The sequence below is a fragment of the Roseomonas nitratireducens genome (assembly GCF_017813355.1).
GTDB classification, from domain to species: domain Bacteria; phylum Pseudomonadota; class Alphaproteobacteria; order Acetobacterales; family Acetobacteraceae; genus Neoroseomonas; species Neoroseomonas nitratireducens.
This window is the reverse complement of the sequence record NZ_JAGIYZ010000003.1, coordinates 243,388-269,894: the sequence shown is the minus strand read 5'-3', so window position 1 is coordinate 269,894 and position 26,507 is coordinate 243,388. Positions and strand designations below refer to the sequence as shown.

The window sequence follows — 26,507 nt, the reverse complement described above, 5'->3', positions numbered from 1 at the left end:
GTCAGAAGCCCGCGCCGAGCCCGTCCGTGATCGTGCCGCGCTCGCCGGTCTGCCACCAATTTCCGGCACCCGCCCAGCCCCGGTCGAGGTCGAGCCGGCGGACTTCCCGCGCCAGCGCGGCGCTCGCCTGCGCCGCCGCCGGCAAGGGGCCGAGCGCGCCCAGACGATCGCGCGTCACCTCGCCCCCCGGCTCGAACAGGCGGCGGTCGAGCGCGGCCGCGGCGCCGGGCGGGTCGTTCGCGCGCAGCCGTTCGGCGGCGCGCGCCAGCGCCCGCACGACATCGGCCGCCGGCGCGTTCTGCGTGACGCCGAGCGCGGCGCGATTCTCGTCCCGCGCCACGCGCATCGCGATCGGCACGGTGGGCGACATCGTCGGGAAGGCGTTGCGGTCCGTCGTCTCGATCGCCAGGGCCTCGAACCGCGCCAGCGCCAGCGCGGCCTCGGCGGGCCGGCCGTCCAGCCCCTGCCCTTCGCGGTCGAAGGCGGCGGCCGTGGCCTCCACCGCGGCGCGCAGCGGGCCCTGCGCGCTCGGCGTGGAGACAAGAACCCCGGTCAGGCCGGCCTGGGGCGTGCGCAGCTCCTCGCAGGCGGCGAGCAAGGGCAGCAGCAGCAGCGTGCGTCGGGCGATCACGTCCAGTCCTGACTGTTGTTGCCCTCGCGCTGGATGCGCCAGAGCTCCTGTTCGGCAAGGCGCGCCGCGCGCGCCGTCATGGGCAGGCGCGGCAGGGCGCCGAGGCGCTCGAGCGCCGCGGCGCCGCCCGGCGTGAACAGCGGCGGCGCGAGCGCGGCCGCGGCCATCGCCTGGTCCTGCATCGCATAGGCGATGCGCACCCGCGTCAGCGCGTCGATCACCGCCTGCGGCGGCGCATCGGCGGCGATGCCGAGCGCGCCGCGCCATTCCGGCCGCGCCTGCTCGAAGGCCATGACGGCCAGCGGCGACATCTCCGTCCAGCGAAGGTTCCAGCGCAGCTCGACGGTCAGGAACTCGAGTTCCGAGATCGCCTGCGCCGTGTCCCAGGGCCGCCCCGCCATGGGTGCCGAGGCGGCGAAGGCGTGGGCCGTGTTGAAGATCGCGTGGCGCGCCGGGTCGAGCAGCACCACGCCGCCGCCCGGCGCGGGCAGCCGGGCCTCGGGCGGCTGCGGCAGGTTGCAGCCGGCCAGCAGGGCCATGGCGCCGAGCATGGCCCCGCGCCGGCAGGCCAGGGTGTCGCGCATCGTCACCTCCCGCCCCTCCCTCGTTCGCCGCGCGACCCCGCGCGGCCTCACGTTCACGGGAGGCAGCCTGCCGCGCGCGCCCGTGCGCGCACAAGGGCCAGGACGGTCCGGCAGGTGGGCGCGGGCTCCTCGACCAGGTCGGCCAGTTCGACCACGGCGCCGAGCAGCGCCTCGATCTCCATCGGCCGGCCCCGTTCCAGGTCCTGAAGCATGGACGTCCTGTGCGCGCCCACCTCGGCCGCGCCGGCGATGCGCTTGTCGACATCGATGGCGAAACGGACGCCGAGCGCCTCGGCCACGCGCTGGCCTTCCAGCATCATGGCGCGGGCGACGCCGCGCTGCCCGTCATCGGCGATCAGCGCGTCGAGCGTCGCGCTCGTCAGCGCCGAGATCGGGTTGAAGGCCATGTTGCCCCAGAGCTTCACCCACAATTCGTCGCGGATGCGCGGGCGGACCGGCGCCTTGAAGCCGGCGGCGATCAGCGCCTCGCTCAGCTTCTGGGCGCGCGGGCTGCGGCTGCCATCGGGCTCCCCCAGCGAGAAGCGGTCGCCATAGGTGTGCTCGATGACGCCGGGCTCGGTCACCTCGGCCGCCGGGTAGACGATGCAGCCGATGGCGCGCGCCGGCGGCAGCAGGCGGGAGACGACGCCGCCCGGATCGACGCTTTCCACCACGCGCCCCTCATGCGGCCCACCCAGGCCATGGAAGTACCACCAGGGCACGCCGTTGACGGCGCTGACGATGGCGGTGTCCGGTCCGATCAGCGGCTGCATCTGCTCGGCCGCGCCGGGCAGCGAATGGGCCTTGAGCGTGACGAGGACGTAGTCCTGCGGCCCGGCCTCGGCCGCGGAGGCGACGCAGCGCGGGCGGGTGACCATCTCCTGCCCCTCGCTGCGCAGCCGGAGGCCATTGGCCTGCATGGCGGCCAGGTGCGGGCCGCGGGCGATGACCGTGACCTCGGCATCGCCCTTCTGCGCGAGCTTCGCCGCCATCAGCCCGCCGATGGCGCCGGCCCCGAAGACACAGAGCTTCATGCCGTGAGCCCCAGCTTCTCGGCCAGCCCGATGCGCATCAGCTTGCCCGTCGCGCCCTTCGGGATCTCCGGCAGGAAGACGATCTTCCGCGGCACCTTGAAGTCGGCCAGGTGCTGCGCGGCGAATTCGCGCAACTCGCGCTCCGTGCAGTCCATGCCCTCGCGCAGCACGACGGCAGCACCCACTTCCTCGCCCAACTTGGCGTGCGGGATGGCGAAGGTCAGCGCCTGGGCGACGGCCGGGTGGCCGGACAGCACGCCATCGACCTCGAGCGGGCTCACCTTCTCCCCGCCGCGGTTGATGAGTTCCTTGAGCCGCCCGGTCAGGGTCAGGAAGCCGTCCTCGTCGAAGGCGCCCTGGTCGCCGGTGCGGAACCAGCCATGCGTGAAGGACTTCGCGTTGGCCTCCGGGTTCGCCTCGTAGCCTGCGGTGACGTTCGGGCCGCGGATCACGATCTCGCCGATCTCGCCTTGCGGCAGGATGGTGCCGTCATCGCCCATGATGGCGACCTCGGGCCCCGCCGGCAGGCCGACCGAGCCAGGCTTGCGCGGCCCGGCGAGCGGGTTGGAGCACATCTGGTGGGAGGCTTCGGTCATCCCGTAGCTCTCGACCAGCGGCGCGGAGAAGACGCGTTCCAGGTCCTGCATCACCGGCCCGGGCAGCGAGGCGGAGGAGGAGCGGAGGAAGCGCAGCCGCGCGCGGGCGATGATCTCCGCATTGCGTTCCGCGCGGCCGAGGATCGCCTGGTGCATGGTCGGCACCGCGGTGAACCAGGTCGGGCGTTCCTCGTCCAGCCAGCGGAAGAAGCGCAGCGCGTCGAAGCCCGGCGTGCAGACGACGGCGCCGCCGGCGGCGACCGAGGACAGCACCGCCGCGATCAGCCCATGGATATGGAACAGCGGCATGATGTTCAGGCAGGAATCATCCGGCGCGAGTTCCAGCGTCCGCCCGATGTGGCGGGCGGAGGCGCAGATATTCGCCTGGGTCAGCGGCACGATCTTGGGCCGCGCCGTGGTGCCGGACGTGTGCAGCACCAGCGCCTCGTCCTCGGGCCAGGCCATGCCGGGCTTCGCGGCGTTGCCGGCCTCGCCGCCCTCGAGCGTGAACTCGCCGGCCTTCTCGCCGGGCACCAGGTCGAGCACGGGGATGGACAGGCGCGCCGCCACTTCCCGCGCATCGGTCGCCATGCCGTGCAGCACGACCAGCGCCTTGGCGCGCAGGTCGGTCAGGTAGAAGGTGAATTCCTCCGCCCGGTAGGCGGGGTTGAGCGGCGCGGTCGTCGCGCCGCAGCCGATGGCGAGGAAGGCCGCCGCCATCTCCGGCCCGTTCGGCAGCACGATCGCGACCCGGTCGCCCCGGCCGATGCCGAGCCGGTTCAGCGTGCCGACCGTGCGCTGGCACAGCTCGCGCAGCGCGCCATAGGTCAGGGTCGGGCGGTCATTGGTGCCGCGGATCGCCGCGGCCTCGGCGGCACCGCCTGCGAGCAGGCGGGAGATGGTCTCGGTCATGCGCATCCCTGTTCCGGAGACGAACGGGCTATGGCAGAGGCGGCGCCCGCCGTCAGCCCCCCGCGAGCGAGCGGCGATGCCGCCCGGCGAGTTCCACGTAGTGCGGCGCGGTGCGGTCGAAGCCGGCGCGCTGTTCCGCCGTGAGCACCCGCACGAGCTTGGCCGGGTTGCCCATCCAGAGCTCGAGAGCGCCGATCCGCTTGCCCGGCGGCAGGACGGAGCCGGCGGCCAGCACCCCGCCCGCCTCGATCACCGCGTCGTCGAGCACGGTCGCGCCCATGCCCACGAAGGCGCGGTCCATCAGCGTGCAGGCGTGGATGATGGCGGCATGGCCCACCGTCACGTCGTCGCCGATCGTCGTGCACTGCCGACCGGCATTCACATGGACGATGGTGCCGTCCTGGATGTTGGTGCGCGCGCCGATGGTGATGGTGTTCGTGTCACCGCGCAGGACGCAGTGGTACCAGATGTTCGATCCCTCCCCGATCGTCACCTGGCCGATGACGGCGGCGGTGGGGGCGACGAAGGCGCCGGGGTGGACGACCGGCACGTGGCCCTCGAACACATAGAGCGGCGGCAGGGTGAGGGTCTGGTTCGTGTCCATGGCGGGTCCTCCCGGAAGTCAGGGCGCATCCTGCGCCGGCGGGCGGGACGGCGGAAGGCCGCCCCGCCCACCGATGTCACTCGGCGGCCTGGGGCCGGGCCGAAGGCAGGTCGGCGTTCACCGGGATGCCGAGCATCAGCCCGAGGTTCTGCACCGCGGCACCCGACGCCCCCTTGCCGAGATTGTCGAAGCGCGCCGTCAGCACCGCCTGGCCGAGCTTCTCGTTGCCATGCACGCGCAGCTCGATCGCGTTGGTGCCGTTCAGCGCCTGCGGTTCGAGCTTGCCGCCCGCTTCCGCCGGCACCACGCGCACCACCTCGCTGCCGGCGTAGCGCGCGGCGAGCACGGCCTCGATCCCCGCCGGCGTGGACCCGGCCTTCAGCAGGTCGAGATGCAACGGGATGGAATCGATCATCCCCTGCGCGTAGTCGGCGACGGAGGGAACGAAGATCGGCCGCCGCGTCAGGCCGGCGTATTTCTGCAGCTCGGGCACATGCTTGTGCGCGAGCCCCAGCCCGTACAGCTCGAAATCCGGCGCCGTGCGGGATTCATAGGCCGCGATCATGGATTTCCCGCCGCCCGAATAGCCCGAGACGGCGTTGACCGTGACCGGATAGTCCGGCGGCAGGATCCCCGCATCGACCAGCGGGCGCAGCAGCAGGATCGCCCCCGTCGGGTAGCAGCCGGGGTTGGAGACGCGCCTGGCCGCGGCGATCGCCGCGGACTGGCCGGGCGTGAGTTCCGGCAGGCCATAGACCCAGTCCGGATCGACGCGATAGGCGGTCGAGGCATCGAGCAGCTTCGGCGCCATGTCGCCAAGGCTGGCGGCCATCGCGGCGCTTTCCTTCGCCGCGTCGTCGGGCAGGCAGAGGATGACGAGGTCCACCTCGGCCATCAGGGCGCGGCGCGCCTCGGGGTCCTTGCGGCGCTCGGCGTCGATCGAACGGATCGCGACATGCGGGTTGGCGGCGAGCCGCTCGCGGATCTGCAGGCCGGTCGTGCCGGCCTCGCCGTCGATGAACACGGTGGGCGTCCTGGCCATCGGGATGGACCTCCGTTGCGCCGCGGCATTTGCGGCGATGTGGACCCGGAAAAGCAAGGGGGGCGGGCCCCTGCGGACCCGCCCCCCGATCGAACCAGCCATGCGGCCGGGCACGAGGCCCGTCCGCTGGACCTCAGCGCTTCGAGAACTGGAAGGAACGTCGGGCCTTCGCCCGGCCGTACTTCTTGCGCTCGACCACGCGCGGGTCGCGCGTGAGGAAGCCCGCCTTCTTGAGGATGGCGCGCAGTTCCGGCTCGTAGTTGGTCAGCGCGCGGGAGATGCCGTGGCGCACCGCGCCGGCCTGGCCCGAGAGACCGCCGCCGACCACCGAGCAGTAGACGTCGAACTGCTGGTAGCGGTCGGCCACCAGGAAGGGCTGCGTGATCAGCATGCGCAGCACGGGCCGCGCGAAGTAGCGCGCCGCCGGCTTGTCGTTGATCAGGATCTGGCCCTTGCCGGGCTTCACCCAGACGCGCGCCACGGCGTCCTTGCGGCGGCCGGTGGCGTAGGAACGGCCCTGCGCGTCGCGCTTCGGCTCGCGCTTGATCGCCGCCTCGGGCGCCGCCGGGGTGCCGGCGACGAGTTCCTTGAGGTCGGCCAGAGTACGGGTCTCGCTCATCGCCTCAGGCCACCTTCTTCACGAGCACGGTGTTCTTGCGGTTCAGCGCCGCCACGTCGAGCGCGACGGGCTGCTGGCCGGCATGCGGGTGCTCGGCGCCGGCATAGACGTGCAGGTTGCGCATCTGCTGGCGGCCGAGCGGGCCGCGCGTGATCATGCGCTCCACCGCCTTCTCGATCACCCGTTCCGGGTAGCGGCTTTCCAGCCGTTCCCGCACCGTGCGCTGCTTGATGCCGCCCGGATAGCCGGTGTGCCAGTAGAACACCTTCTGCTCGGCCTTCGCGCCGGTGACGCGGACCTTGCGGGCGTTGATGATGACGACGTGGTCGCCGCAATCGACATGCGGGGTGAATTGCGGCTTGTGCTTGCCGCGGAGGCGGTTGGCCACGAGGCTGGCGAGGCGACCGAGCACGAGCCCGTCCGCATCGATCAGCACCCAGGCCTTCTGCACATCCGCCGGCTTCAGCGAGGTCGTCTGTCGCGTGAGCATCGGGCTTCCATCGGGTGGGTCGGAGAGAGGCGCGGTGTATCGACGGATGATGTAGGAAAGTCAAGCCGGAAGGGGCTTTTCCGAAGCAGGTAACATGTTACCTCAGAAAGGGTCACCCCTTTTCCGGCGCGACACTCTGGCAAAGCCTCCCCAACCACGGCGGGCGGCCTCAATGCCCTGAGGTCACCTTGAGCCCGACGATGCAGGAGAGCAGCCCCAGGATCAGCGCGATCCGGAGCGCCGTCGCGGGTTCGCCGAACCAGATCATGCCGATCACCACGGTCCCGACCGCCCCGATGCCCGTCCAGATCGCGTAGCCGGTGCCCAGCGGGATCGCGGTACGGGTCGCAAGGTCCAGCAGGACCATGCTGACCGCGACGCAGACGAGGAAGGCGAAGGTCCAGGGAATGCTGCGGAAGCCGTCGATGTAGCGAAGGCAGGTGGTGAAGCCGACCTCGAACAGGCCCGCCAGGACGAGGTAGAGCCAAGCCATCATCGTCTCCTTGCGTCGGGACAATTTTGAAATACGATCGTATTTCTAAAACGCAAGAGGGCACCGCCATGGGCCGCCGCAAGACCATCGACCGCGACCGCGTCCTCGATGTCGCGGAGGAAATCGTCGCCACGCGAGGCGCCGCAGCGCTCACCATCGGCGCCGTCGCCGCGGCGGCCGGCATCACCAAGGGCGGCGTGCAATCCTGCTTCGGTACGAAGGAAGCGATGATCGCCGCGATGCTGAAGCGCTGGCTCGCGGAAGATGACCGCCGCTTCCGCGCCGCAGGCGGCGACGCCGCCGCGCCGGCCGACCGCATCCGCGCCCATGTCGAGACGACCCACAGCCTGGACGAGGCCAGCCATGCCCGCGCCGTCGCGCTGCTTGCCGCGCTGCTGCAGACGCCGGAGCATCTGATGGCTGCGCGAGGCTGGTACGCGGGCCGGCTGGGGAGCCTGGATCCGCGTGATGCCGGGGGCCGGCGTGCAAGGCTCGCCTTCCTGGCCGCCGAAGGCGCGACCCTGCTGCGGTTCTGCGGCCTGCTGTCGATGACGCAGCACGAATGGGACGACATCTTCGCCGATATCCGCCACCTTCTGGAACCGTCCCTGGCGGCGAGGCCGCCGCAGGGGAAGGTGGCTCAGCGATAGGCTGCGGCGCAGGAGGGAGGATCCACATGACACGAACGCGGCGTCGGACCTTCATGCTGGCGGCCGCAGGCGCCCTCCCCGCGCCGGCGCTCCGCGCCCAGGGCGCCTGGCCGGGCGGGGCGAGCGTGGCGGTCGTGGTCCCCTATTCCCCCGGCGGCGCCTCGGACGTGGTCGGGCGGCTGGTCACCCAGGGGCTGCAGGAGAAACTCGGCGGGTCCTTCGTGATGGACCACAAGCCCGGCGGCTCGACCTCCATCGCCGCGCGGCACGTGGCGCGCGCCCGGCCGGACGGGATGACGCTGCTGCTCGGCACCATCGCGACCTTCAGCCTGACGCCGCTCGCCCTGCGCAACCCGGGCTACGACCCGCTCGCCGACTTCGCGCATGTGACCCAGGTCTGCGAGACGCTCTCGCTGCTCGTCGCCCATCCGCGCTGGGGCAGCCTCGAGGCGCTGCTGGCCGCGGCGCGGACGCGGCCGGAGGCGATCTCCTACGCGACCTGGGGGGTGGGCACGACGGCGCACCTGCCCATGCTGGACCTGGCGGCGCGCGCCGGGGTCGAGATGCTGCACGTGCCCTATAACGGCGCCCCGCCGGCGCTGACCGACACGATCGCCGGGCGCACCGACTGCATGTTCGCGCTGCTGGCGGCCTGCAAGCCGCATCTCGATGCCGGGCGGGTGAAGGGCCTCGGCGTGCCGACCGCCGCGCGCCAGCCCCAGGTGCCGGACGTGCCGACCTTCGTCGAGCGGGGCTTCGCCGATTTCACCTGGGGCGGCTGGTATTCCGTCCAGGCGCCGCTCGGCACGCCGCAGCCGATCCTGGACCGGCTCGGACAGGCCCTGGCCGAGGTGTTTTCCGCCCCGCGGACGATCGAGTTCATGGCGACCCAGGGGCTCGCGCCCGCGCCGATGGGCAGCGCGGCCCTGCGCGCGCGGATCGAGCGCGAATTGCCGCTCCATCGCGGCCTGATGCAGCGGGCGGGGCTGGAGCCCAGCTGATCCGCAACCCGGATCAAGCGGCGCGGGGCTAGTGATCCTGCGGCTTCAGGAGGACCGCCATGTACAGCCACGTCACCCTCGGCACCAACGACGCCGCCCGTGCCATCGCCTTCTACGACCCGCTGCTCGCGCTGCTCGGCCTCGCGCGGCAGGAATCCGACATCGCCAAGGGCTATGCCGGCTATGCCGCCGCCCCGGACACCTCGCCGCAATTCTGGGTCACCACGCCCTTCGACCGGAAGGACGCGACGGTCGGCAATGGCGTGACCATAGGCTTCGAGGCGCCGGACCGCGCGACGGTCGACCGCTTCCACGCCGCGGCCCTGGCCCATGGGGGGACGGATGAGGGCCCGCCGGGGCTCCGCCACTACCATGAGCACTATTACGGTGCTTATGTGCGCGACCCCGACGGCAACAAGCTCTGCTGCGTCTGCCACCGCCCGGAATAAGGGCGGTGCCGCGCGGCGGCGCGGAGGACACGCATGACCGACAAGCCCCATGGCCTTGGCAGGAACGCTTCCAACTACGGCGACCCGGCCTTCGCGCTCTATCTCCGCCGCTCCTTCGCCAAGTCCATGGGCTATTCGCAGACGATGCTGGACAAGCCGGTGGTCGGCATCGCCGACACGGCGTCGGACTACAACAACTGCCACCGCACCATCCCCGAGCTGATCGAGGCGGTGAAGCGCGGCGTGCTGGCCGCCGGCGGCCTGCCGCTGTCCTTCCCGACGGTCAGCCTGTGCGAGCCCTCGCTTAGCCCCTGTTCCATGCACTACCGCAACCTGATGGCGCTGGACACGGAGGCGATGCTCGCCAACCAGCCGATGGATGCGGCCGTGCTGGTGGGCGGCTGCGACAAGACCGTCCCCGCGCAGCTGATGGCCGCGATCAGCGCGAACGTGCCATCCGTGATGCTCGTGGTCGGCCCCATGCTCGCCCAGGCCTTCGAGGGCGAGCGCCTGTCCGCCTGCACCGATTGCCGCCGCTACTGGGCGCGCTACCGCGCGGGCGAGGTGAGCGACGAGAAGATCGGCCTGCTGGAAGGCAAGCTCGCCACCACGGCGGGCACCTGCGGCGTGATGGGCACGGCCTCCACCATGGCCTGCCTCGCCGCGACGCTCGGCTTCATGCCGCTGGACGCCGCCTCCGCCCCGGCGGTGCATGCCGACCGGCTGCGCATCGCCGAGGAAGCCGGCGCGCAGGCGGTGCGGCTGATCCGCAACCCGGTCGCGCCGCTGTCGCTGATGACGCAGGGCAACCTCGACAACGCGGTGCGCGTGCTGCTCGCCCTCGGCGGCTCGACCAATGCCATCGTGCACCTGGCGGCCATCGCCGGCCGCGCGGGGCTGTCACTCGACCTCAGGCGGCTCGACGCGCTGTCGGAGGAGACGCCGGTGCTGGTCGACCTCAAGCCGACCGGCGAGGGCTACATGGAGGATTTCCACGCCGCCGGCGGCATGCGGGCGCTGCTGTGGGAATTGCGCGACCTGCTCGATCTCTCGACGAAGGACCTCGACGGGCGGACGCTCGCGGAGCGCATCGGGGACGGGACGCATTTCGTCGACCGCAGGATCATCCGCGCGCGCGGCGAGCCCGTCTCCCCGGTCGGCGGCCTGGTCGCGCTGTTCGGCTCCCTCGCGCCGGACGGCGCGATCCTCAAGCGCAGCGCGGCGACCCCCGCCCTGTTCGAGACCGAGGCGCGCTGCATCGTCTTCGACGGACTCGCGGACCTTTCCGCGCGCATCGACGACCCGGACCTGGACGTGACGGCCCAGGACATCCTCGTGCTGAAGGGCGCGGGCCCGCGCAGCCCGGCGGGGATGCCGGAGGCCGGCTACCTGCCCATCCCGAAGAAGCTCGCGCGCCAGGGCGTGAAGGACATGGTGCGGATGAGCGACTGCCGCATGTCCGGCACCGCCTTCGGCACCATCGTGCTGCACATCGCGCCCGAGGCCGCGGTGGGCGGTCCGCTCGCGCTGGTGGAGACAGGCGACCGCATCCGCCTGTCCGTGCGCGACCGCCGGCTCGACCTGCTGGTGGACGAGGCGACGCTCGCCGCGCGCCGCGCCGCCTGGGCGCCGGCGCCCGCCCCCGCCCGTGGCTGGGACCGGCTGGTGCATGAACAGGTGACGCAGGCGCCGCTCGGCGCAGACCTGGCCTTCCTCCGCGCGGCACCTTGATCGCGCTGGTCGGCGCGACGGGGCGCTCGGGCGCGGCGCTTGCCCGCGTCCTGGCCGCCGGGGGCATCCCCTTCATCCCCGTCGCGCGAAATGCGGCGGCGTGGCGCGCCCTCGGCCTGCCGGGAGAACTCCGCGTCGCGGACCTCCGCGACGCGGCGGCGCTTGCACATGCCCTCGCCGGCGCAACGAGGATCGTCAGCACCGCCCATGCGCGCTGGGCGCCGGCCCTGCTCGCCGCCGCCGAACCGGGCGCGGACTTCGTGCTCATGGGATCGACGCGCCGCTTCTCGCGCTGGCCCGATGCGCATGGCGACGGGGTGCGGGCGGGAGAGGCAGCCTTCCTGGCCTCCGGCCGGCGCGGCGTCATGCTGCACCCGACGATGATCTACGGCGCGGAGGGGGAGGACAATGTGCGGCGCCTCGCCGCGCTCGTCGCGCGCCTCCCCGTGGCGCCACTTCCGGGCGGCGGCCGCGCGCTGGTGCAACCCATCCACCAGTCGGACGTGGCGCGCTGCCTGCTTGCCGCGCTGCGGCGGGACTGGGATGGCGCGCGGACGATCGTCATCGCCGGCCCCTCCCCCATGCCCTATCGTGACTTCCTGCGCGCGGTCGCGGCCGCCGCGGGGCTGCGCGCGCCGCCCATCCTGCCGATCCCGGCGCTGCCGCTGCGCCTGCTTGCGCCGCTGACGCGCCTCATTCCCGGCCTGCCCCGCATCGGCGCGGACGAGATCCGCCGCCTGACCGAGGACAAGGCCTTCGACATCGGCCCGATGCGCGACCTGCTCGGCGTCGATCCGATCCCGCTCGAGCAGGGTCTTGCCCTCACCTTCCCCGCACCCCAAACCTCCACCTGACACGACCGGAGGCAGCCATGCCCATCATCAACCGCATCGCCGAGTTCCATCCGGAAATGACCGCCTGGCGGCGGGATTTCCACGAGCATCCGGAGATCGGCTTCGAGGAGGTCCGCACTTCCGCCATCGTCGCCGAGAAGCTGCGCGCCTTCGGCTGCGACGAGGTGGTGACGGGCATCGCGAAGACCGGCGTCGTCGGCGTGATCCGCGGCAACAACGCGGCCTCGGGCCGCGCCATCGGGCTGCGCGCGGACATGGACGCGCTGCCGATCCTCGAGGAAAGCGGCGTGCCCTGGGCGTCCAAGACGCCGGGGAAGATGCATGCCTGCGGCCATGACGGGCACACCACCATGCTGCTCGGCGCGGCGAAGTACCTCGCCGAGACGCGCAACTTCGACGGCACCGTCTACGTCATCTTCCAGCCGGCGGAGGAGAACCTCGCGGGCGGCGAGGCGATGGTGAAGGAAGGCCTGTTCGAGCGCTTCCCGATGCAGCGCGTCTTCGGCCTGCACAACTGGCCCGGCATGCCGGCGGGCACATTCCTTTGGCGCGAGGGCCCCGTCATGGCGGCGGTCGCGAACCTCGAGGTCACCATCACCGGCAAGGGCGCGCATGGCGCGATGCCCGACAACGGCAACGACCCGATCGTCGTCGCGGCGGCGATCGTGCAGGCGCTGCAATCCATCGTCGCGCGCAACGTCGAACCGGTGGAAGCCGGCGTCATCACCATCGGCCACATCAATGGCGGCTTCACCTACAACGTGATTCCCGAGACGGTGCGCATGCTCGGCACGGCGCGCTGGTTCTCGAAGCCCGTGGGCGACCTGCTCGAGAAGCGCTTCAAGGAGACGGTGACGGGCATCGCCGCGGCCTTCGGCGCGACCGCGACCGCCGACTTCCATCGCGCCTATCCCGCGACGGTGAACGAGACGCAGAGCGTCCACCTCGCCGCCGATGCCGCGCGCGCCGTGCAGGGCGAAGCACGCGTCGTGCCCATGCCCAAGCCCACCATGGGCGGCGAGGATTTCTCCTTCATGCTTGAGGCGAAGGACGGCGCCTACCTGATGCTCGGCGGCGGCAAGGGTGCGGACGATCCGCTGGTCCACCACCCGAAATACGACTTCAACGACGAGATCCTGCCCATTGGCGCCTCCTGGTGGGCCACTCTGGCGGAGCGTTTGCTGCCCCGGCAAAACTGACCGGCACGTTAGGGGGCTGGAAACGGGTTTCGGGCAATCCTTGCCGGGTCGAACACGCGCACCCGGAACCAGGATCATGGCTCGCTCCACTTCCCGACCCGCTTCCAGCCCCGCATCGCCGGTCGAGGCCTGGCCGCTGCTCCCGCGTCGCGCGCCGGAAGGCCGCCGCCCGGTGGATGAACCCGCGCAGGCCGCGGTGACCGCGATCGTCGCCCTCGCCGCCCTGTTCCTCGCGCTGCGCTACCTCCTGCCGGGCACGGGCCTGGGCGAGGAATTCGCGAAGCTCGTCTCGCTCTGGGGCGGGCTCGGCAGCATGGCGATCACCTGGGCGCTGATGATCATGCTCGCCACCGTGCCGCTCATCATGCCGATGATGCCGGGCGAACACCCGATCAAGCAGGCTGGCCTCAAGGCCTTCGACAACACGGTGCACCTTGCTTTCGTGCTGAGCGTCGCGGCGATGCTCGCGGTGATCGTGCTGCACCGGCAGGTCAACGTCCCGGCGCTGATGTTCGCCGGCCAGGCGGCGCTGCTGATGCTCTGCTACCGCACCCGGAACTGGCTCGCCCAGCGCGAGGAAGCCTGAGGTCTCGACGGCGGCGCCAAATCCCCCCCCCTCCCCCGGCCCGCTGTCACGGCACGCCTTGCTCCCGGCGCCCCCGCCAGGAGCAAGGCGTTGCCTTTTTCGGTCACGCCCTTGCGGCAGGCGCGCGACCTGCGTTCTCTCCTCGCCACGAGCCGAGAGGAGAAGCGCCATGCCGCATGACGGCCACGACCACCAGACGCCGCCGCCCGATGGCTGGAAGCATTCGGGGGTGCGCGTCATCCCCGGCGACAGCCTCGACAGCAACACCGCGCAGACGCCGGGCATGAACCGCGCCGCGGCGATCAACGCTGCGCGGGTCGGCGCGCAGCGCATCTGGGCCGGCACCGTGCACATCCACCCTGACGCGAAGACCGGCGCGCATCATCACGGCCACCTGGAAAGCGTGATCTACGTGGTGAAGGGCAAGGCGCGCATGCGCTGGGGCGAAAGGCTGGAATTCGTCGCCGAGGCGGGCCCGGGCGACTTCATCTACGTGCCGCCCTACGTGCCGCACCAGGAGATCAACGCCTCGGCCGACGAGACGCTGGAATGCGTGCTGGTGCGCAGCGACAACGAGGCGGTCGCCATCAACATCGACATCGAGCCGGTCGAGAAGCCCGAGGCCGTGCTCTGGGTGGACCCCATCCACCGCGCGCCCTGATCAGGACGGGCAGCCCGACCGGCCCGGCGGCTCCGGCGCGGGCCGCGCGGGCGGGACCTGGTCGGCCGCGCTGTCGACCACGATGAGCAGCCGCCCGGCGAGCGCCGTCGGGCGCCGCTCGGGCAGCAGCAGCGAGGCGGCGCGCGGATCGCTCGCCGCCTGGCGCTCGATCTCCGCATCGATGATGCCGTTCGCATCGACGAAGCGGTTCATCGCGCCGCCGATCCGCACGCATCCCTGCGAATCCGGCCGGCCGAGCCGCGCTTCCAGCACATCCGGGTCGGTCGCGTGCAGCAGGAAGCGGATCGGCGCCTCGCCGCCATCCTCCGCCCAGCCGCGCGCGGCCCAGACCCAGCCGAAATCCCAGGCGCGCATGCCGGCAGCGCCCAGCCCGCGAATGCCCTGCGCATTGCGCGTGCCGAGCGCGCGGTAGCCCTGCACCGACCCGTCATTGGCGAAGACGCCGGTGGGCGTGACGAAGAAGCCGCGGCGGCCTGTCCTGCCGGTCGAGACCGGCGCGGTCGCCAGCACCTCCCGCGGCCCGTCGCGGCGCAGCAGCAGCAGGGCGATGCGCTGCACGGCAGGCGCGCGGTCGACCAGCAGCGCGAATTCCGCCTCGGCCGGCGCCAGGCCCGCCTCCGTCACCAGGCGCCGCGCCTGCGGTATCCAGCGCGCGGCCTCGGCGGGATCGGCGGCCGCGGCGCGCGGAACGGTGGCGAGCATCTCCGCGCGCAGCCGGGCGGCCTCGATCGCGCCCTCGTCCCGCGGCGCGGAAGGGGCCGGGCCCGGCGACGCGGCGCAGGCGGCAAGCAGCAGCAAGGCCGCGACGACACATCCCCGGATCGACATGCGGGTCTCCTTGCGCCGCACCCGACGCGAGGGAAGACTAGGTTCGCCGACAGGAACCGGGAACCCGCCATGCGCCGCCTCGCCGCCCTGCTGCTGCTGTCCTGCCTCGCCGCGCCCGCCGCGGCGCAGCATCTGCGCATCGGCATCGCCTCCGACCCCGACGTGCTCGACCCGACGCTCTCGCGCACCGTCACGGGCCGGCAGGTCTTCGCGGCCATGTGCGACAAGCTGGTCGACATCGACGAGCAGTTGCGGATCGTCCCCCAGCTCGCCACCGCCTGGCGGTGGGAGGATGGCGGCCGCGCGCTCGTGCTGACGCTCCGCCAGGGCGTGCGCTTCCATGACGGGGAGGCGCTGACCGGCGAGGCCGCCGCGATCGGCCTGCGGCGGCACATCGAGACGCAGGGCTCGACGCGGCGCGCGGAGATGGGGCCGGTGACGGAGGTGGTCGCGACCGGCCCGCTCGAGGTGACGATCCGCCTGTCCGAGCCCTTCGCGCCGCTGCTCGCCGCACTCGCCGACCGTGCGGGCATGCTCGTCTCGCCGCGCCAGGCCCGCGTCACCGGCGCGGATTTCCAGCGCGAGCCCGCCTGCGCCGGCCCCTTCCGGCTGACGCGCCGCGTGGCGCAGGACGTGATCGAGCTGGAGCGCTTCGACGGCTACTGGGACCGCGCCAACGTGCATCTCGCGCGCATCACCTACCGGCCGATCCCGGACTCGACGGTCCGGCTCGCGAATCTCCGCGCCGGGGCGCTCGACATCATCGAGCGCATCAGCCCCTCCGACGTGTCGGAGGTGCGGCGGGACCAGCGCGTGCGGCTGGTGCAGGCGCCCTCCCTCGCCTCCTTCTACATCGCCATCAATGTCGGGCACGGGCCGCGGGCGGACACGCCGCTGGGCCGCGATGCGCGGGTGCGCGAAGCCTTCGAGCGCAGCATCGACCGCCAGGCGCTGGTGAACGTTGCCTTCGAGGGGCTCTGGCAGCCGGGCAACCAATCCGTCCCGCCGAGCCATCCCTTCTATGCCGCCTCCGTGCCGATCCCGCCGCGCGACGTGGCGCGCGCCCGCGCCCTGCTGCGGGAAGCCGGGCAGCAGCGCGTGCGCGTGCGCCTCGCCGTGCCGAACACGACCGACTACATGCAGGCCTCCGAGGTCATCCAGGCGATGGCCGCCGAGGCCGGCTTCGATGTCGAGCTGCAGGTGATCGAGACGGCGACGCTGCTCCGCCAATGGACCGTCGGGGATTTCGAGGCGCTGATCATCCAATGGTCCGGCCGCGTCGACCTCGACGCCAACATCTTCGCCTTCAAGGCCTGCGGCGTGCCGCTGAACGGCGGGCGCTACTGCAACCCGGAGGTGGATGCCGCGATGACCGAAGGGCGGCGCAGCGTGGACCCGGCCGCGCGGGCGGCGGCCTATGACCGCGCGGCGCGGCTCTACCTCGCCGACCGGCCCTACATCTACCTGTGGCACCCGCTGACGCTGCACGGCACGGGGGCGGCGATCGAGGGCTTGCGCCCGGTGCCGGACGGCCTCATCCGTGTGCAGGGCCTGAGGGGCGCCAGGGGGTAGGAACGATGGCTGATACGATGCGCGCGGCGGTGGTGACGGCGGATGGCGTCCAGGTGCGGGAGGTTCCCCGCCCGGCGCCGGGCCCCGAGGAAGTGCTGGTGCGCGTGCGCGCCGCCACGCTGAACCGCGCCGACCTCGGCGTCGCGGCGGGCCATGCCCATGGCGCGATGGGCGGGGCGGGCACCATCCTCGGCCTGGATTTCGCGGGCGAGGTCGCGGCCGTCGGCAGCGCCGTCACGGGCATCAAGCCGGGCGACCGCGTCACCTGCTCCGGCGCCGGCGGCTATGCGGAATACGCGGTCGCGGACATGGGCCGCGTCATGCCCGTGCCGGACCGCAACATGTCCTGGGAACAGGCGGCCGCGCTGCCGGTGGCGCTCGGCACCATGCACGACGCGCTGGTGATGAACGGCCGGCTGGCGAAGGGGGAAAGCGTGATGATCCTCGGCGCCTCCTCCGGCGTCGGGCTGATGGCGTTGCAGATCGCGAAGTTCCTGGGTGCTGCGACGGTGGTCGGGACGTCGACCGATGCGGGGCGGCGGGCGCGGCTTGCGGAATTCGGCGCCGACGTGGCGGTCGACACCAAGGATGCGGGCTGGGTGGACCAGGTCCTGGCCGCGACCGGCGGCAAGGGCGTGAACCTCGTCATCGACCAGATCTCCGGCGGCACGATCAACGCCGCGATGAAGGCGACGGCCATCCTGGGGCGGATCGTGAATGTCGGCCGGCTGGGCGGCGCGCGCGCGGAATTCGACTTCGACCTGCATGCGACGCGCCGCATCGCCTATATCGGCGTGACGCACCGGACGCGCTCGCGCGAGGAAATCCGCGCCGAATACGCCGCCATGCGCCGCGACCTCTGGGCGGCGGTGCAGGAAGGCCGCTTCGGCATCCCGATCGACAAGGTCTTCCCGCTCGACCAGGCGGTCGAGGCGCTGGCGCACATGAAGGCCAACCAGCATTTCGGCAAGATCGCGCTCTCGGTCTGAGGACACGCCCATGCATGACCTGGTGATCCGCGGCGGCACGGTGGTGGACGGCACGGGCGCCGCGCCGCGGGAGGCCGATGTCGCCATCGCCGGCGGCCGCATCGTCGAAGTCGGCGCCGTCGCCGGCCGCGGCGTGGAGGAGATCGCGGCCAAGGGCCTGCTCGTCACGCCCGGCTTCGTCGACATCCATACGCATTACGACGCGCAGGCGACGTGGAGCGAGCGGCTGCTCTCCTCCTCCATCAATGGTGTGACCACCGCGCTGATCGGCAATTGCGGCGTGGGCTTCGCGCCCTGCCGGCCGGAACGGCGGGACATGCTGGTCAAGCTGATGGAGGGCGTGGAGGACCTGCCGGAGGTGGTGCTGACCGAGGGCCTGCCCTGGTCCTGGCAGTCCTTCCCGGACTACCTGAACTTCCTCGGCGGCCGGCGCTACGACACCGACATCGCCGCCATGGTCACCCACGCGCCGCTGCGCGTGCATGTGATGGGCGAGCGCGCGGAAGCCCATGCCGAGGCGACGGCGGAGGAATGCGCCGAGATGGCGCGCCTCGCCGCCGAGGGGCTCGCCGCCGGCGCGGTCGGCATCTCGACCTCGCGCGCGCTCGCGCACCGCACGCTCGACGGCCGCCACATCCCGACGCTCGGCGCGCCGGAAGCGGAGCTGGAAGCCCTCGCCCGCGCGCTGCGCGCCCATGGCAGCGGCTGGCTGCAGGTGATCTCGGACTTCGACGACCCGCCGGAGGAGGAATTCGCCCGCCTGCGCCGCGTCGCCGCCGTCGCCGGGCGACCCATGACCTTCTCCCTGCTGCAACGCGAGTCGAAGCCGACCTTCTGGCGCTGGCTGCTCGACCGCGTCGAGGAAGCGAACGCTGCCGGCGTCACGATGCTCGGCCAGGTGATGGGCCGTCCGGTCGGGCTGATGTTCGGCTTCGAGCTCTCCCAGCACCCCTTCCTGACGCGGCCCTCCTTCCGCGAGGTGATGCACCTGCCGCTGCCCGAGCGCATCGCGGCGCTGCGCGACCCGGCGCGGCGCGCGCGCATCCTCGCCGAAGCGACCGACGACCCGGCGCTCAAGGCGCGGCTGAACAACTGGGACAAGATCTTCCCGCTCGGCGACCCGCCGGACTACGAGCCGCCGCCGGAATGCTCCGTCGCCGCCATGGCGGCCGCGCGCGGCATGACGCCGGAAGCACTCTGCTACGACCTGATGCTGGAACGGGACGGCCGCGCCATCCTCAACCGCCCGCTGCTGAATTACGCGGATGGGGACCTCGAGGCGATCCGCCAGATGATGACCCATCCGCACACGCTGATGGGGCTGGGCGATGGCGGCGCGCATGTCGGCTACATCTGCGACGCCTCCTGCATGACGCACATGCTGGTGCACTGGGCGCGGGACCGCGCGCGCGGGCCGCTGCTGCCGGTCGAGCAGGCGGTCAGGCGGATCAGCCGCGACAATGCCGCGGCCATGGGGCTTGCCGATCGCGGCGTGATAGCGCCGGGGATGAAGGCCGACCTGAACGTGATCGACTTCGGGCGCCTGCGCATGCGCGCGCCGGAGATGCGCTACGACCTGCCCGCCGGCGGCAAGCGCCTGGTGCAGCAGGCGGAGGGCTACGTCGCCACGATCCTGTCCGGCGCCGTCACCTATCGCGAGGGCGAGGCGACCGGCGCCCTGCCCGGCCGCCTCGTGCGCGGGCCGCAGCGCGCGGCCTAGCCGTCAGGACCAGATGGCGGCCGCGTCGAGCGGCCGCACGAGCAGCCCCTGCGCCGCGCACCAGCGATTGGCGAGCGCGATCGCGGGGGAAAGCGCGTCCCGCGTCGTCGTGGCCGCGCCGAACGCCTCGAGCAGCGCGGCCACCAACCCGGCATCGCGCGCGAGGTCGGACTTCACCACCACCAGGTGGTTCACCGGCACGAAGCCATGCCGCGCCTGGAAAGCACGCCCGGCCGCGGCGACATCCGGAAAGACGGGGCGAAGGTCGTCGCCCGCGGGCAGGTCGTTGCCGAAGATCGCCGCATCGAGCGCGCCCGCCCGCAGCATCGCCGCCATGTCGGCTCCGGCAGGGGCCCGCGTGCAGAAGGGCGGATCGCGGAAGCCGGGCACATGGGCGTCCTCGAAGGTCGTCCAGGCAATCGCCTCGGGCGGCACGCCATGCTCCTCCGCGAGCGTGCCGCGCAGCCACATGCCCGTGGTCTGGCTGTAGGCGCGCACGCCGACGCGCTTGCCGGCGAGGTCCGTCGGGCCGCGGATCGGCCCATCGGCGCGGCACAGCATCGCCCCTTCCTGGAAGCGCGCCGCCATGACGACCGGCAGCAGCGTGATTGGCACGCCCGCTTCCTTGGCCATCAGGAAGGTCGCGATCGCCATCTCGCTGACGTCGTAGCGGAGTTCGCGCACCATCGGCGCGAAGGCGCGGCTGATCGGCTTCACCGCGATGCGTTCGAGCCGCAGCGCCGGCGTCTCCAGCAGCGACGCCGTGTGCGGGTAGTCGCCCAGGGCGGCCGTCAGCACGCGCGCGCTCACGCGCCCACCTCGGCGAAGAAGGCATCGACCAGCGCGTTGAACTCGCGCGCCCGCTCGAACTGCGCGGAATGGCCGGCCTTGAGCAGCGGCGCCACGCGCGCGCCGGGGATGTCGCGCGCCATCGCCGCCGCGGCGAAGGGCGGCAGGACGATGTCCTCCTCCGGCGGGACGAAGAGCACGGGGCATTGCGCCGCAGCGAGGTCCGCCGGCGCGCGGCGGCGATGGGCGTCGAGCTTCGCGCGCACCGCTTCCCGGTCGAAGCCGTGGTTGAGGCCGAAGATGTGCTGGTACAGGTGGTACAGCGCGGGCTGTTCCTCCGCCATTCGCCCGCCGGCGGCCGGGTTGACCCCGCGCGCGACCAGCGCGGCGCGGGCGGCAGCGCTCTCCTGCTTCCAGGGATCGAGGCGCGCGCGTTCCGGCTCCCGCATCTGGCGCGGGTCGAGCGAGCCCGTCGTGGCACCCAGCACCAGCGCCTTCACCCGCCCCGGGCGCATCAGCGCGTATTCCACGCCGGTCCAGCCGCCCATCGACTGGCAGACGATGCGCACGTCGCCCAGGCCGAGCTCGTCCACCAGCGCCGCGAGGTCCGCCGCGTAGTGCTGCGGGTCCGGACCCTCAGCCGGCGCGGTCGAGGGGAAGAAGCCGCGATGGGAGAAGGCGACGCAGGTATAGCGCGGCGCGAAATGCGCCACCTGCTGCCACCAGGTCATCAGGTTCCCGCCGAGGCCATGGGCGAAGACGATGGCCGGGCCCTCGCCCGTCACCTCGTAGCGGATGCGCGCATCGGGCCGGTCGATCCAGCCGGCGCGGCGCGGGGGGGCGGCGAAGCTCACGCCAGCGTCTCGACCACATGCGGGAAGACGGACTGGAAGCCCTCCCCCCACACGATCTTCTTGTCGGAGTTGCGCGCCGCCTGCGCGCCGCGCTGCTGGGCGACGCGGGTGTAGTATTCCCAGAGGTGCTCCTGCCCCTCCATGCACTCGATCGCGGCGCGCTTCTTCGCCCAGACGCTGCCGATGTCGAGCAGCACGTCGGGCTTCCAGTTGCACTGTTCCGGCTGGTGCGGCTCGAACAGGAAGACGGGCGGCGCGCCGAGCACCTTCTGCCCCGGATTGTGCCCATGCGCCTGGGCGGTGATGCGCGCATGCTGGGCGAAGTCGGTCACCGCCGGGTGGTCGCGGTTGTAGATGTCTTCCTTGCTGTGGGTCAGCACGAATTCCGGGTGGATGGCGCGATAGACGTCCACGAGCCGGAACAGGGATTCATTGGTCAGGGTGATCGGATAGTCGCCGAGGTCCCAGAACTGGATGTCGTGCACGCCGAGCGCGGTGGCGGCCTTGCGCGCCTCGGCCTCGCGCGCCTGCTTCACGCGTTCCAGCGTCATGCCGGGCTGGCGCCAGAGCTTCGCGGACTCACCCCTCTCGCCGTAGGAGAGGCAGATCACCGTGACCTCGAAGCCCTTTTCCGCGTGCAGCGCGATGGCGCCACCGCAGCGCCAGACGAAATCGGCGGAATGGGCGCTGACGACGAGGGCGGTGCGGGCCATGCGGGTCCTCCTGGCGACGGGGCGCGCTCTGGCGGGACGGCCGATGCGCGCCTAGGCTGGCAGCCCCGATTACCGCAGGAGACGCCGGCCCGCCATGGTCCCCACGCCCGACACATTCGACTACGTCATTGTCGGCGCCGGCGCGGCCGGCTCGATCCTCGCGGCGCGGCTGACGGAGGATCCCGGCACCAGCGTCTGCGTCCTCGAAGCGGGGCCGCCGGACCGCAACTTCTTCATCCATCTGCCGGCCGGCTTCATCAAGACGCTGGTCGACCCTTCGGTCACCTGGCAGTTCAGCACCGAGCCGACGGACCGCACCGGCGGGCGGCGGATCAAGACGATCCAGGGGCGCACGCTGGGCGGGTCCTCCTCGGTCAACGGCATGATCTACAATCGCGGCCAGCCGGCGGACCTCGACAGCTGGGCGCAGCGCGGCAACCGCGGCTGGGGCTACGCGGATTGCCTACCCTATTACATGCGGACCGAGAACCGCATCGGCTACGGCCGCGACGACCGGCGGGGCAAGTCGGGCGCCCTGCCCGTGACGGACATGGATTGGGTCCACCCGCTCTCGGAAGCCTTCATGGAAGGCTGCGTGGCGGCGGGGCTGCCGCGCAACCCGGACTACAACAGCGGCGACCAGGCGGGCGTCGGCTACTACCAGCGCGGCATCCAGAAGGGCTGGCGGGTCTCGGCCGCGCGCGCCTTCCTCAAGCCCGCCATGGGGCGGCCAGAGCTGGAGGTGCGCACCAATGCCCGCGCCTGCGGCATCGTCTTCGAAGGCAGGCGCGCCATCGGCATCCGCTACGTGACCGAACGCGGCGGCGCTGTGCGGGAAGTGCGCGCGCGGAAGGAAGTGATCCTGTCGTCCGGCACGGTGAATACCGCGCGGCTGATGCAGCTCTCGGGGATCGGCCCGGCCTCGACGCTGGCCCGCATCGGCGTGCCGGTGTTCCACGAATTGCCGGTGGGCGAGAACTTCCGCGACCACTACGCCTCGCGGCTCGTCATGCGCGCCAAACCGGGTGTCGAGACGCTGAACGAGCTCGCGCGCGGCTTCGGCCTGGTGAAGCAGGTGGCGCGCTGGGCGACGGGCCGGCCCTCGATGCTCGCCACCGCGCCGTCGCATGTCCACCTGTTCTGGAAATCCTTCGAGGGGCTGGACGAGCCCGACCTGCAGGGCGTCTTCACCCCCGGCTCATACGCCGAGGGCAAGGTCTACGTGCTGGACGACTATCCGGGCTGCACCGCCGGCGCCTGGCAGCACCGCCCTGAGAGCACCGGCTGGGTGCGCGCGAAGAGCACCGACGTGTTCGAGGACCCCGAGATCCAGCCCAACTACCTGAGCGACGAGAACGACCGGCGCGTCCATATCGGCGGCATCCGCCTGATCCGCCGCCTGCTGCACATGCCGCAGATGATGAAGTTCCTGGAACGCGAGACGCTGCCCGGCCCGAACGTCGACCGCGACGACGAGTTGCTCGACTTCGCCTACCGCAACGGCAGCACGACCTACCACCTGATCGGCACCTGCCGCATGGGGCCGGAGACCGACCGGACCTCGGTCGTCAACGACCGGCTGCAGGTGCACGGGCTCGAGGCGCTGCGCATCGTCGATGCCTCCGTCATGCCGTCCATGCCCTCGGCGAACACCTACGCGACGACCATGATGATCGCCGAGAAGGCATCCGACTTCATCCGCGGCCGCGCGCCGCTGGAAGCGGCGGCGTGAACGACCGCCCCTGGTCCTTCGACCAGCCCGTCGCCTCCCGCGGCTACCGCTGGTGGTACGTGGACGCGCTGTCGGAGGACGGCGCGCATGGCATCACCATCATCGCCTTCATCGGCACCGTCTTCTCCCCCTGGTTCGCCTGGGCGCACCGGCGGGGGGAGGTCGATCCGGCCGAGCATTGCTGCATGAACGTCGCGCTCTATGGCAGTCCGAAGCGCTGGGCCATGACCGACCGTCGCGCGACGGCGCTGAAGCGGGATGCGGACAATCTCGCCATCGGGCCCAGCACGCTGCACTGGGACGGCACGGCGCTGACCATCGGCATCGAGGAACGCACCGCGCCCGTCCCCTCCCGCCTCGCCGGCCGCGTGCGGGTGATCCCCGACGCGGTCTCGACCCGCGGCTTCGTGCTGGACGGCGCGGGGCGGCATCGCTGGCAGCCCATCGCGGCGCGCGCGCGCGTCGAGGTGACGATGACGCATCCCGCGCTGCGCTGGTCCGGGCCCGCCTATTTCGACACCAACACCGGCACCGCCCCGCTCGAGGAGGATTTCGCCGAGTGGGACTGGTGTCGCGCGCCGATGCGCGACGAGACGGTGGTGCTCTACAACGCGACGCGGCGCGACAACTCGCACCAGTCGCTCGCGCTGCGCGTGAAGCGCGACGGCGCGGTCGAGGACATGGAACCACCGCCGCCCGCCCGCATGGCGCCGACGCTCTGGCGCCTGCCGCGCCCGACGCGGGCGGATGGCGGGAAGGTCGAGGCGGTGCGCACGCTGGTCGATGCGCCCTTCTACTCGCGCTCGGAGATCCGCACCCACCTGCTTGGGCAGGAATCGACGGCGGTGCACGAATACCTGAACCTGCGGCGCTTCCGCTCGCCGATCCTGTATTCGATGCTGCCCTTCAGGGTGCCGCGGACGCTTCGGTAGCGGACCGGCGCCAGGCTCCGCCTTGGCGATGATGGCCCCGCCGCGCGGCATGGCTGCGCGACCGGTGATCGTGGGCGGACCGTGTCCGCCGCACGGCGTCGCGATGCGCTGAAGTCCTCCCCGACGGCACCGCCTTGTCGTTGGCCACGGCCGCACCCCGGCCGTGGCGACCGGCCTGCGGGGCGATGCGGTCGCACCGCCGCATCATGGACCGCGTGCGCACCAATCCGTGAGCTTTACAAAGTTTTCAGAGCCAACGGCGAATATTCGGCCTGACGCATCGTTGGCTGGTGAAACCACCATCGGTGCGGGGCGGCGGCGGCGAGGCGCGTGACGGCCGAAGCCCCGCCACCGACACCAAGGTTGCATGCCCAGGGGTACGCCGACTGCCCCGACGGTTCCTCATCGCCGAACGACGCTGGCCGACAAGGCCGAGCAGCAGGAGAAAACAGGGATGCGCGTAGCCGGTTTCATCGCCGACATGCCAATCGCCCGCAAACTGGCGACGGCCTTTGCCGTCGTCATCATCGCCGCGGCGGCCGCAGGGGGCACCGCCTGGATCAAGCTCGCCCAGATCGACGAGGCGACGGAATGGAGCAAGCACACCCACCGCGTGCTCGAACAGGCCGAACGCGTCGTCACCAGCATGGTGAATCAGGAAACCGGCGTCCGGGCCCATCTGCTGAACGGGGATGAGCGCTTCCTCGAGCCCTTCCACGGGGGGCGCGAAGCCTATCGCGCGGCGATGGCGGAACTGCGCCGCCTGACCGCGGACAACGCGGCGCAGCAGGCACGGCTCGTCGAGCTCGACCGCGCCGCCCTGACCTGGACCGAGGGCCATGCCGGCCGGCAGGTCAGCCTGATGGCGCGCGGCGACGAGGCCTCGCGCCGCGAGGCGCGGCGCATGGAGGAGGAAGGCACCGGCAAGGCCGCGATGGACGCGGTGCGCGCCAAGGCCGCCGAGATCATCGCCGTCGAGAACCGCCTGCTCGCCGAGCGTACGACGATCATGGAGAATGCCTTCGCCCAGGCGCGTCTCGCGCTCATCATCGGCACCTCCGCCGCGGCGCTGATGGCGCTGCTGTGCGGCCTCGTCCTCGCCCGCAGCATCGGGCGGCCCGTGGCGCGCCTCGCCGACCAGGTCTCGCGCATCGCGAATGGCGACCTCGCGGTCGAGATCGACGGCGCGACGTCACGCGACGAGATCGGTGCCCTCACCGCATCCGTCACGACGCTGAAGCAGGCCTCGGTCCGTGCGCGCGAACTGGAGGCGGAGGCCGCGGCGGCACGCAGCCAGGCCGAGGAGGAACGCCGCGCGGCGCAGCGCAGCATGGCCACCGAACTGGAGCAGACCGTGGGCGGCGTCAGCGCGACGCTCGCCAGCGCCGCGACCGAGCTGCAGGTTACGGTCGATGGACTCGCCTCGTCGGCCGGCCGCTCCGCCGAACAGGCCGGCGCCGCGGCGACGGGCGCCCTGCAGGTCAGCGCGAACGTCCAGACGGTGGCGGCCTCGGCCGAGCAGATGGCGGCCTCCGTCGCCGAGATCAGCACCCGCGTCGCCGAGGCCGCGAACGTGGCCCGCCGTGCGTCCGACGAGGCACGCGCGACGAACGACACGGTGCACTCGCTCGCGGAGGCGGCGGGACGCATCGGCGAGGTGGTGCGGCTGATCGGCGACATCGCCGGGCAGACCAACCTGCTCGCGCTGAACGCGACGATTGAGGCGGCCCGCGCGGGCGAGGCCGGCAAGGGCTTCGCGGTCGTGGCGTCCGAGGTGAAGAGCCTCGCCGGGCAGACCGCGAAGGCCACCGAGGAGATCGGGCGCCAGATCGCCGAGATGCAGTCGGCGACCGGCCAGGCGGTGGAAGCGATCCGCGCCATCGGCGCCACGGTGGACCAGTCCAGCGAGATCGCCGCGGCCATCGCCGCCGCGGTGGAGGAGCAGGGCGCGGCGACGCGCGAGATCGCGCGCAACGTGGGCGAAGCCGCGGCCGGCACGGGCGAGATGTCCAGGCAGGCGGAGCGCGTCAACGCCGGCGTCGGCGAGACGACCGGGGCGTTGCGCGACCTGCGCGAAGGCGCCGACGGCGTCGCCCGTCAGGGCGAGACGCTCCGGGCCGAGGTCGGCCGGCTGGTGGCACGGCTGCGGGCGGCCTGACCGCCCGGGAGGAGGCTGGAGGCCGGGCCGCGCCACGCCGCGCGCTCCGGTCTCCGGCCCCTG

Annotated in this window: 27 protein-coding genes; 14 read left to right on the top strand and 13 right to left on the bottom strand. The window is 72.1% G+C overall.

All coding sequences use genetic code 11. The features are described from left to right. Position 1: 1 nt before the first annotated feature. The 9 genes from J5Y09_RS05665 to J5Y09_RS05625 form a co-directional block, all read right to left on the bottom strand. Positions 2–631, bottom strand: a complete 630-nt coding sequence (locus J5Y09_RS05665) for a hypothetical protein (protein WP_209350771.1) — start codon at positions 629–631, stop codon at positions 2–4. Further along, positions 628–1,215 carry a hypothetical protein gene (locus tag J5Y09_RS05660; RefSeq protein ID WP_209350770.1) on the bottom strand — a complete coding sequence of 196 codons (588 nt, stop codon included), beginning with the start codon at positions 1,213–1,215 and terminating at the stop codon, positions 628–630. Before J5Y09_RS05660 ends, J5Y09_RS05665 begins: the two co-directional genes overlap by 4 nt. Before the next feature lie 53 nt (positions 1,216–1,268). Further along, on the bottom strand, positions 1,269–2,249 hold the full coding sequence (locus J5Y09_RS05655; protein ID WP_209350769.1) for a 2-dehydropantoate 2-reductase: 981 nt from the start codon (positions 2,247–2,249) through the stop codon (positions 1,269–1,271). Continuing rightward, complete coding sequence (locus J5Y09_RS05650; protein WP_209350768.1) at positions 2,246–3,757, bottom strand: acyl--CoA ligase; 1,512 nt, start codon at positions 3,755–3,757, stop codon at positions 2,246–2,248. The genes J5Y09_RS05655 and J5Y09_RS05650 overlap by 4 nt, the downstream gene beginning before the upstream one ends. Before the next feature lie 52 nt (positions 3,758–3,809). Then, the gene (locus tag J5Y09_RS05645) at positions 3,810–4,361 is read right to left on the bottom strand and encodes a gamma carbonic anhydrase family protein (protein ID WP_209350767.1); all 552 of its coding nucleotides are present in this window, start codon (positions 4,359–4,361) and stop codon (positions 3,810–3,812) included. A 76-nt stretch (positions 4,362–4,437) separates the two neighbouring features. Then, positions 4,438–5,403: an N-acetyl-gamma-glutamyl-phosphate reductase gene (gene argC, locus J5Y09_RS05640; protein ID WP_209350766.1), complete on the bottom strand. Its 966-nt coding sequence runs from the start codon at positions 5,401–5,403 to the stop codon at positions 4,438–4,440. 133 nt (positions 5,404–5,536) lie between these two features. Continuing rightward, a complete protein-coding gene (rpsI, locus tag J5Y09_RS05635; protein WP_209350765.1) occupies positions 5,537–6,022 on the bottom strand; it encodes a 30S ribosomal protein S9 in 486 nt (161 codons plus the stop codon). Between the two features lie 4 nt (positions 6,023–6,026). After that, the gene (gene rplM, locus J5Y09_RS05630) at positions 6,027–6,512 is read right to left on the bottom strand and encodes a 50S ribosomal protein L13 (protein ID WP_209350764.1); all 486 of its coding nucleotides are present in this window, start codon (positions 6,510–6,512) and stop codon (positions 6,027–6,029) included. Positions 6,513–6,681: 169 nt separating this feature from the next. Further along, positions 6,682–7,008, bottom strand: coding sequence for a DMT family transporter (locus J5Y09_RS05625; protein WP_245216855.1), 327 nt, complete (start codon positions 7,006–7,008; stop codon positions 6,682–6,684). Positions 7,009–7,073: 65 nt separating this feature from the next. On the opposite strand from J5Y09_RS05625, the gene J5Y09_RS05620 reads away from it, so the two are divergent. From J5Y09_RS05620 to J5Y09_RS05585, 8 genes are all read left to right on the top strand, one after another. Continuing rightward, positions 7,074–7,655, top strand: coding sequence for a TetR/AcrR family transcriptional regulator (locus J5Y09_RS05620; RefSeq protein WP_209350763.1), 582 nt, complete (start codon positions 7,074–7,076; stop codon positions 7,653–7,655). Positions 7,656–7,681: 26 nt separating this feature from the next. Further along, positions 7,682–8,656, top strand: a complete 975-nt coding sequence (locus J5Y09_RS05615; protein ID WP_209350762.1) for a Bug family tripartite tricarboxylate transporter substrate binding protein — start codon at positions 7,682–7,684, stop codon at positions 8,654–8,656. A gap of 59 nt (positions 8,657–8,715) precedes the next feature. Further along, entirely contained in the window at positions 8,716–9,105 is a 390-nt protein-coding gene (locus J5Y09_RS05610) for a VOC family protein (protein WP_209350761.1), read from the top strand. Positions 9,106–9,138: 33 nt separating this feature from the next. Then, positions 9,139–10,836, top strand: coding sequence for a dihydroxy-acid dehydratase (locus J5Y09_RS05605; protein WP_209350760.1), 1,698 nt, complete (start codon positions 9,139–9,141; stop codon positions 10,834–10,836). Continuing rightward, entirely contained in the window at positions 10,833–11,690 is an 858-nt protein-coding gene (locus tag J5Y09_RS05600; RefSeq protein ID WP_209350759.1) for an SDR family oxidoreductase, read from the top strand. The genes J5Y09_RS05605 and J5Y09_RS05600 overlap by 4 nt, the downstream gene beginning before the upstream one ends. A 17-nt stretch (positions 11,691–11,707) precedes the next feature. Then, entirely contained in the window at positions 11,708–12,889 is a 1,182-nt protein-coding gene (locus J5Y09_RS05595; RefSeq protein WP_209350758.1) for a M20 aminoacylase family protein, read from the top strand. A gap of 172 nt (positions 12,890–13,061) precedes the next feature. Next, a complete protein-coding gene (locus J5Y09_RS05590; RefSeq protein WP_209350757.1) occupies positions 13,062–13,475 on the top strand; it encodes a hypothetical protein in 414 nt (137 codons plus the stop codon). A 169-nt stretch (positions 13,476–13,644) separates the two neighbouring features. Next, positions 13,645–14,136, top strand: coding sequence for a cupin domain-containing protein (locus tag J5Y09_RS05585; RefSeq protein ID WP_209350756.1), 492 nt, complete (start codon positions 13,645–13,647; stop codon positions 14,134–14,136). Here J5Y09_RS05585 and J5Y09_RS05580 read toward each other — a convergent pair whose 3' ends face one another. Further along, a complete protein-coding gene (locus J5Y09_RS05580; RefSeq protein WP_209350755.1) occupies positions 14,137–14,985 on the bottom strand; it encodes a L,D-transpeptidase in 849 nt (282 codons plus the stop codon). 69 nt (positions 14,986–15,054) lie between these two features. Here J5Y09_RS05580 and J5Y09_RS05575 point away from each other — a divergent pair, with 69 nt between their 5' ends. From J5Y09_RS05575 to J5Y09_RS05565, 3 genes are read left to right on the top strand one after another with little or no spacing between them, the layout of a single operon-like run. Further along, the gene (locus tag J5Y09_RS05575) at positions 15,055–16,557 is read left to right on the top strand and encodes an ABC transporter substrate-binding protein (protein WP_209350754.1); all 1,503 of its coding nucleotides are present in this window, start codon (positions 15,055–15,057) and stop codon (positions 16,555–16,557) included. Positions 16,558–16,562: 5 nt separating this feature from the next. Continuing rightward, positions 16,563–17,546, top strand: coding sequence for a zinc-binding dehydrogenase (locus J5Y09_RS05570; protein WP_209350753.1), 984 nt, complete (start codon positions 16,563–16,565; stop codon positions 17,544–17,546). A gap of 10 nt (positions 17,547–17,556) precedes the next feature. Beyond that, complete coding sequence (locus tag J5Y09_RS05565) at positions 17,557–19,266, top strand: N-acyl-D-amino-acid deacylase family protein (RefSeq protein WP_209350752.1); 1,710 nt, start codon at positions 17,557–17,559, stop codon at positions 19,264–19,266. A gap of 3 nt (positions 19,267–19,269) precedes the next feature. On the opposite strand, the gene J5Y09_RS05560 is transcribed toward J5Y09_RS05565, so the two are convergent. Genes J5Y09_RS05560 through J5Y09_RS05550 form a run of 3 tightly spaced genes read right to left on the bottom strand, consistent with a single transcriptional unit; the run spans position 19,270 to position 21,622 of the window. Further along, a complete protein-coding gene (locus J5Y09_RS05560) occupies positions 19,270–20,076 on the bottom strand; it encodes an ABC transporter substrate-binding protein (RefSeq protein WP_209350751.1) in 807 nt (268 codons plus the stop codon). Further along, positions 20,073–20,909 (bottom strand): alpha/beta fold hydrolase, encoded by an 837-nt coding sequence (locus J5Y09_RS05555; protein ID WP_209350750.1) that lies wholly within the window; start codon positions 20,907–20,909, stop codon positions 20,073–20,075. The genes J5Y09_RS05560 and J5Y09_RS05555 overlap by 4 nt, the downstream gene beginning before the upstream one ends. Next, positions 20,906–21,622 carry a PIG-L deacetylase family protein gene (locus J5Y09_RS05550; protein ID WP_209350749.1) on the bottom strand — a complete coding sequence of 239 codons (717 nt, stop codon included), beginning with the start codon at positions 21,620–21,622 and terminating at the stop codon, positions 20,906–20,908. The genes J5Y09_RS05555 and J5Y09_RS05550 overlap by 4 nt, the downstream gene beginning before the upstream one ends. A gap of 94 nt (positions 21,623–21,716) precedes the next feature. Between J5Y09_RS05550 and J5Y09_RS05545 the strand changes: the two genes are divergently transcribed. The 3 genes from J5Y09_RS05545 (at position 21,717) to J5Y09_RS05535 (ending at position 26,444) form a co-directional block, all read left to right on the top strand. Continuing rightward, entirely contained in the window at positions 21,717–23,354 is a 1,638-nt protein-coding gene (locus J5Y09_RS05545) for a GMC family oxidoreductase (RefSeq protein ID WP_209350748.1), read from the top strand. Further along, the gene (locus J5Y09_RS05540) at positions 23,351–24,286 is read left to right on the top strand and encodes a carotenoid 1,2-hydratase (protein ID WP_342451415.1); all 936 of its coding nucleotides are present in this window, start codon (positions 23,351–23,353) and stop codon (positions 24,284–24,286) included. The genes J5Y09_RS05545 and J5Y09_RS05540 overlap by 4 nt, the downstream gene beginning before the upstream one ends. 454 nt (positions 24,287–24,740) lie before the next feature. After that, on the top strand, positions 24,741–26,444 hold the full coding sequence (locus J5Y09_RS05535) for a methyl-accepting chemotaxis protein (protein WP_209350747.1): 1,704 nt from the start codon (positions 24,741–24,743) through the stop codon (positions 26,442–26,444). The last annotated feature ends 63 nt before the right edge of the window (positions 26,445–26,507 follow it).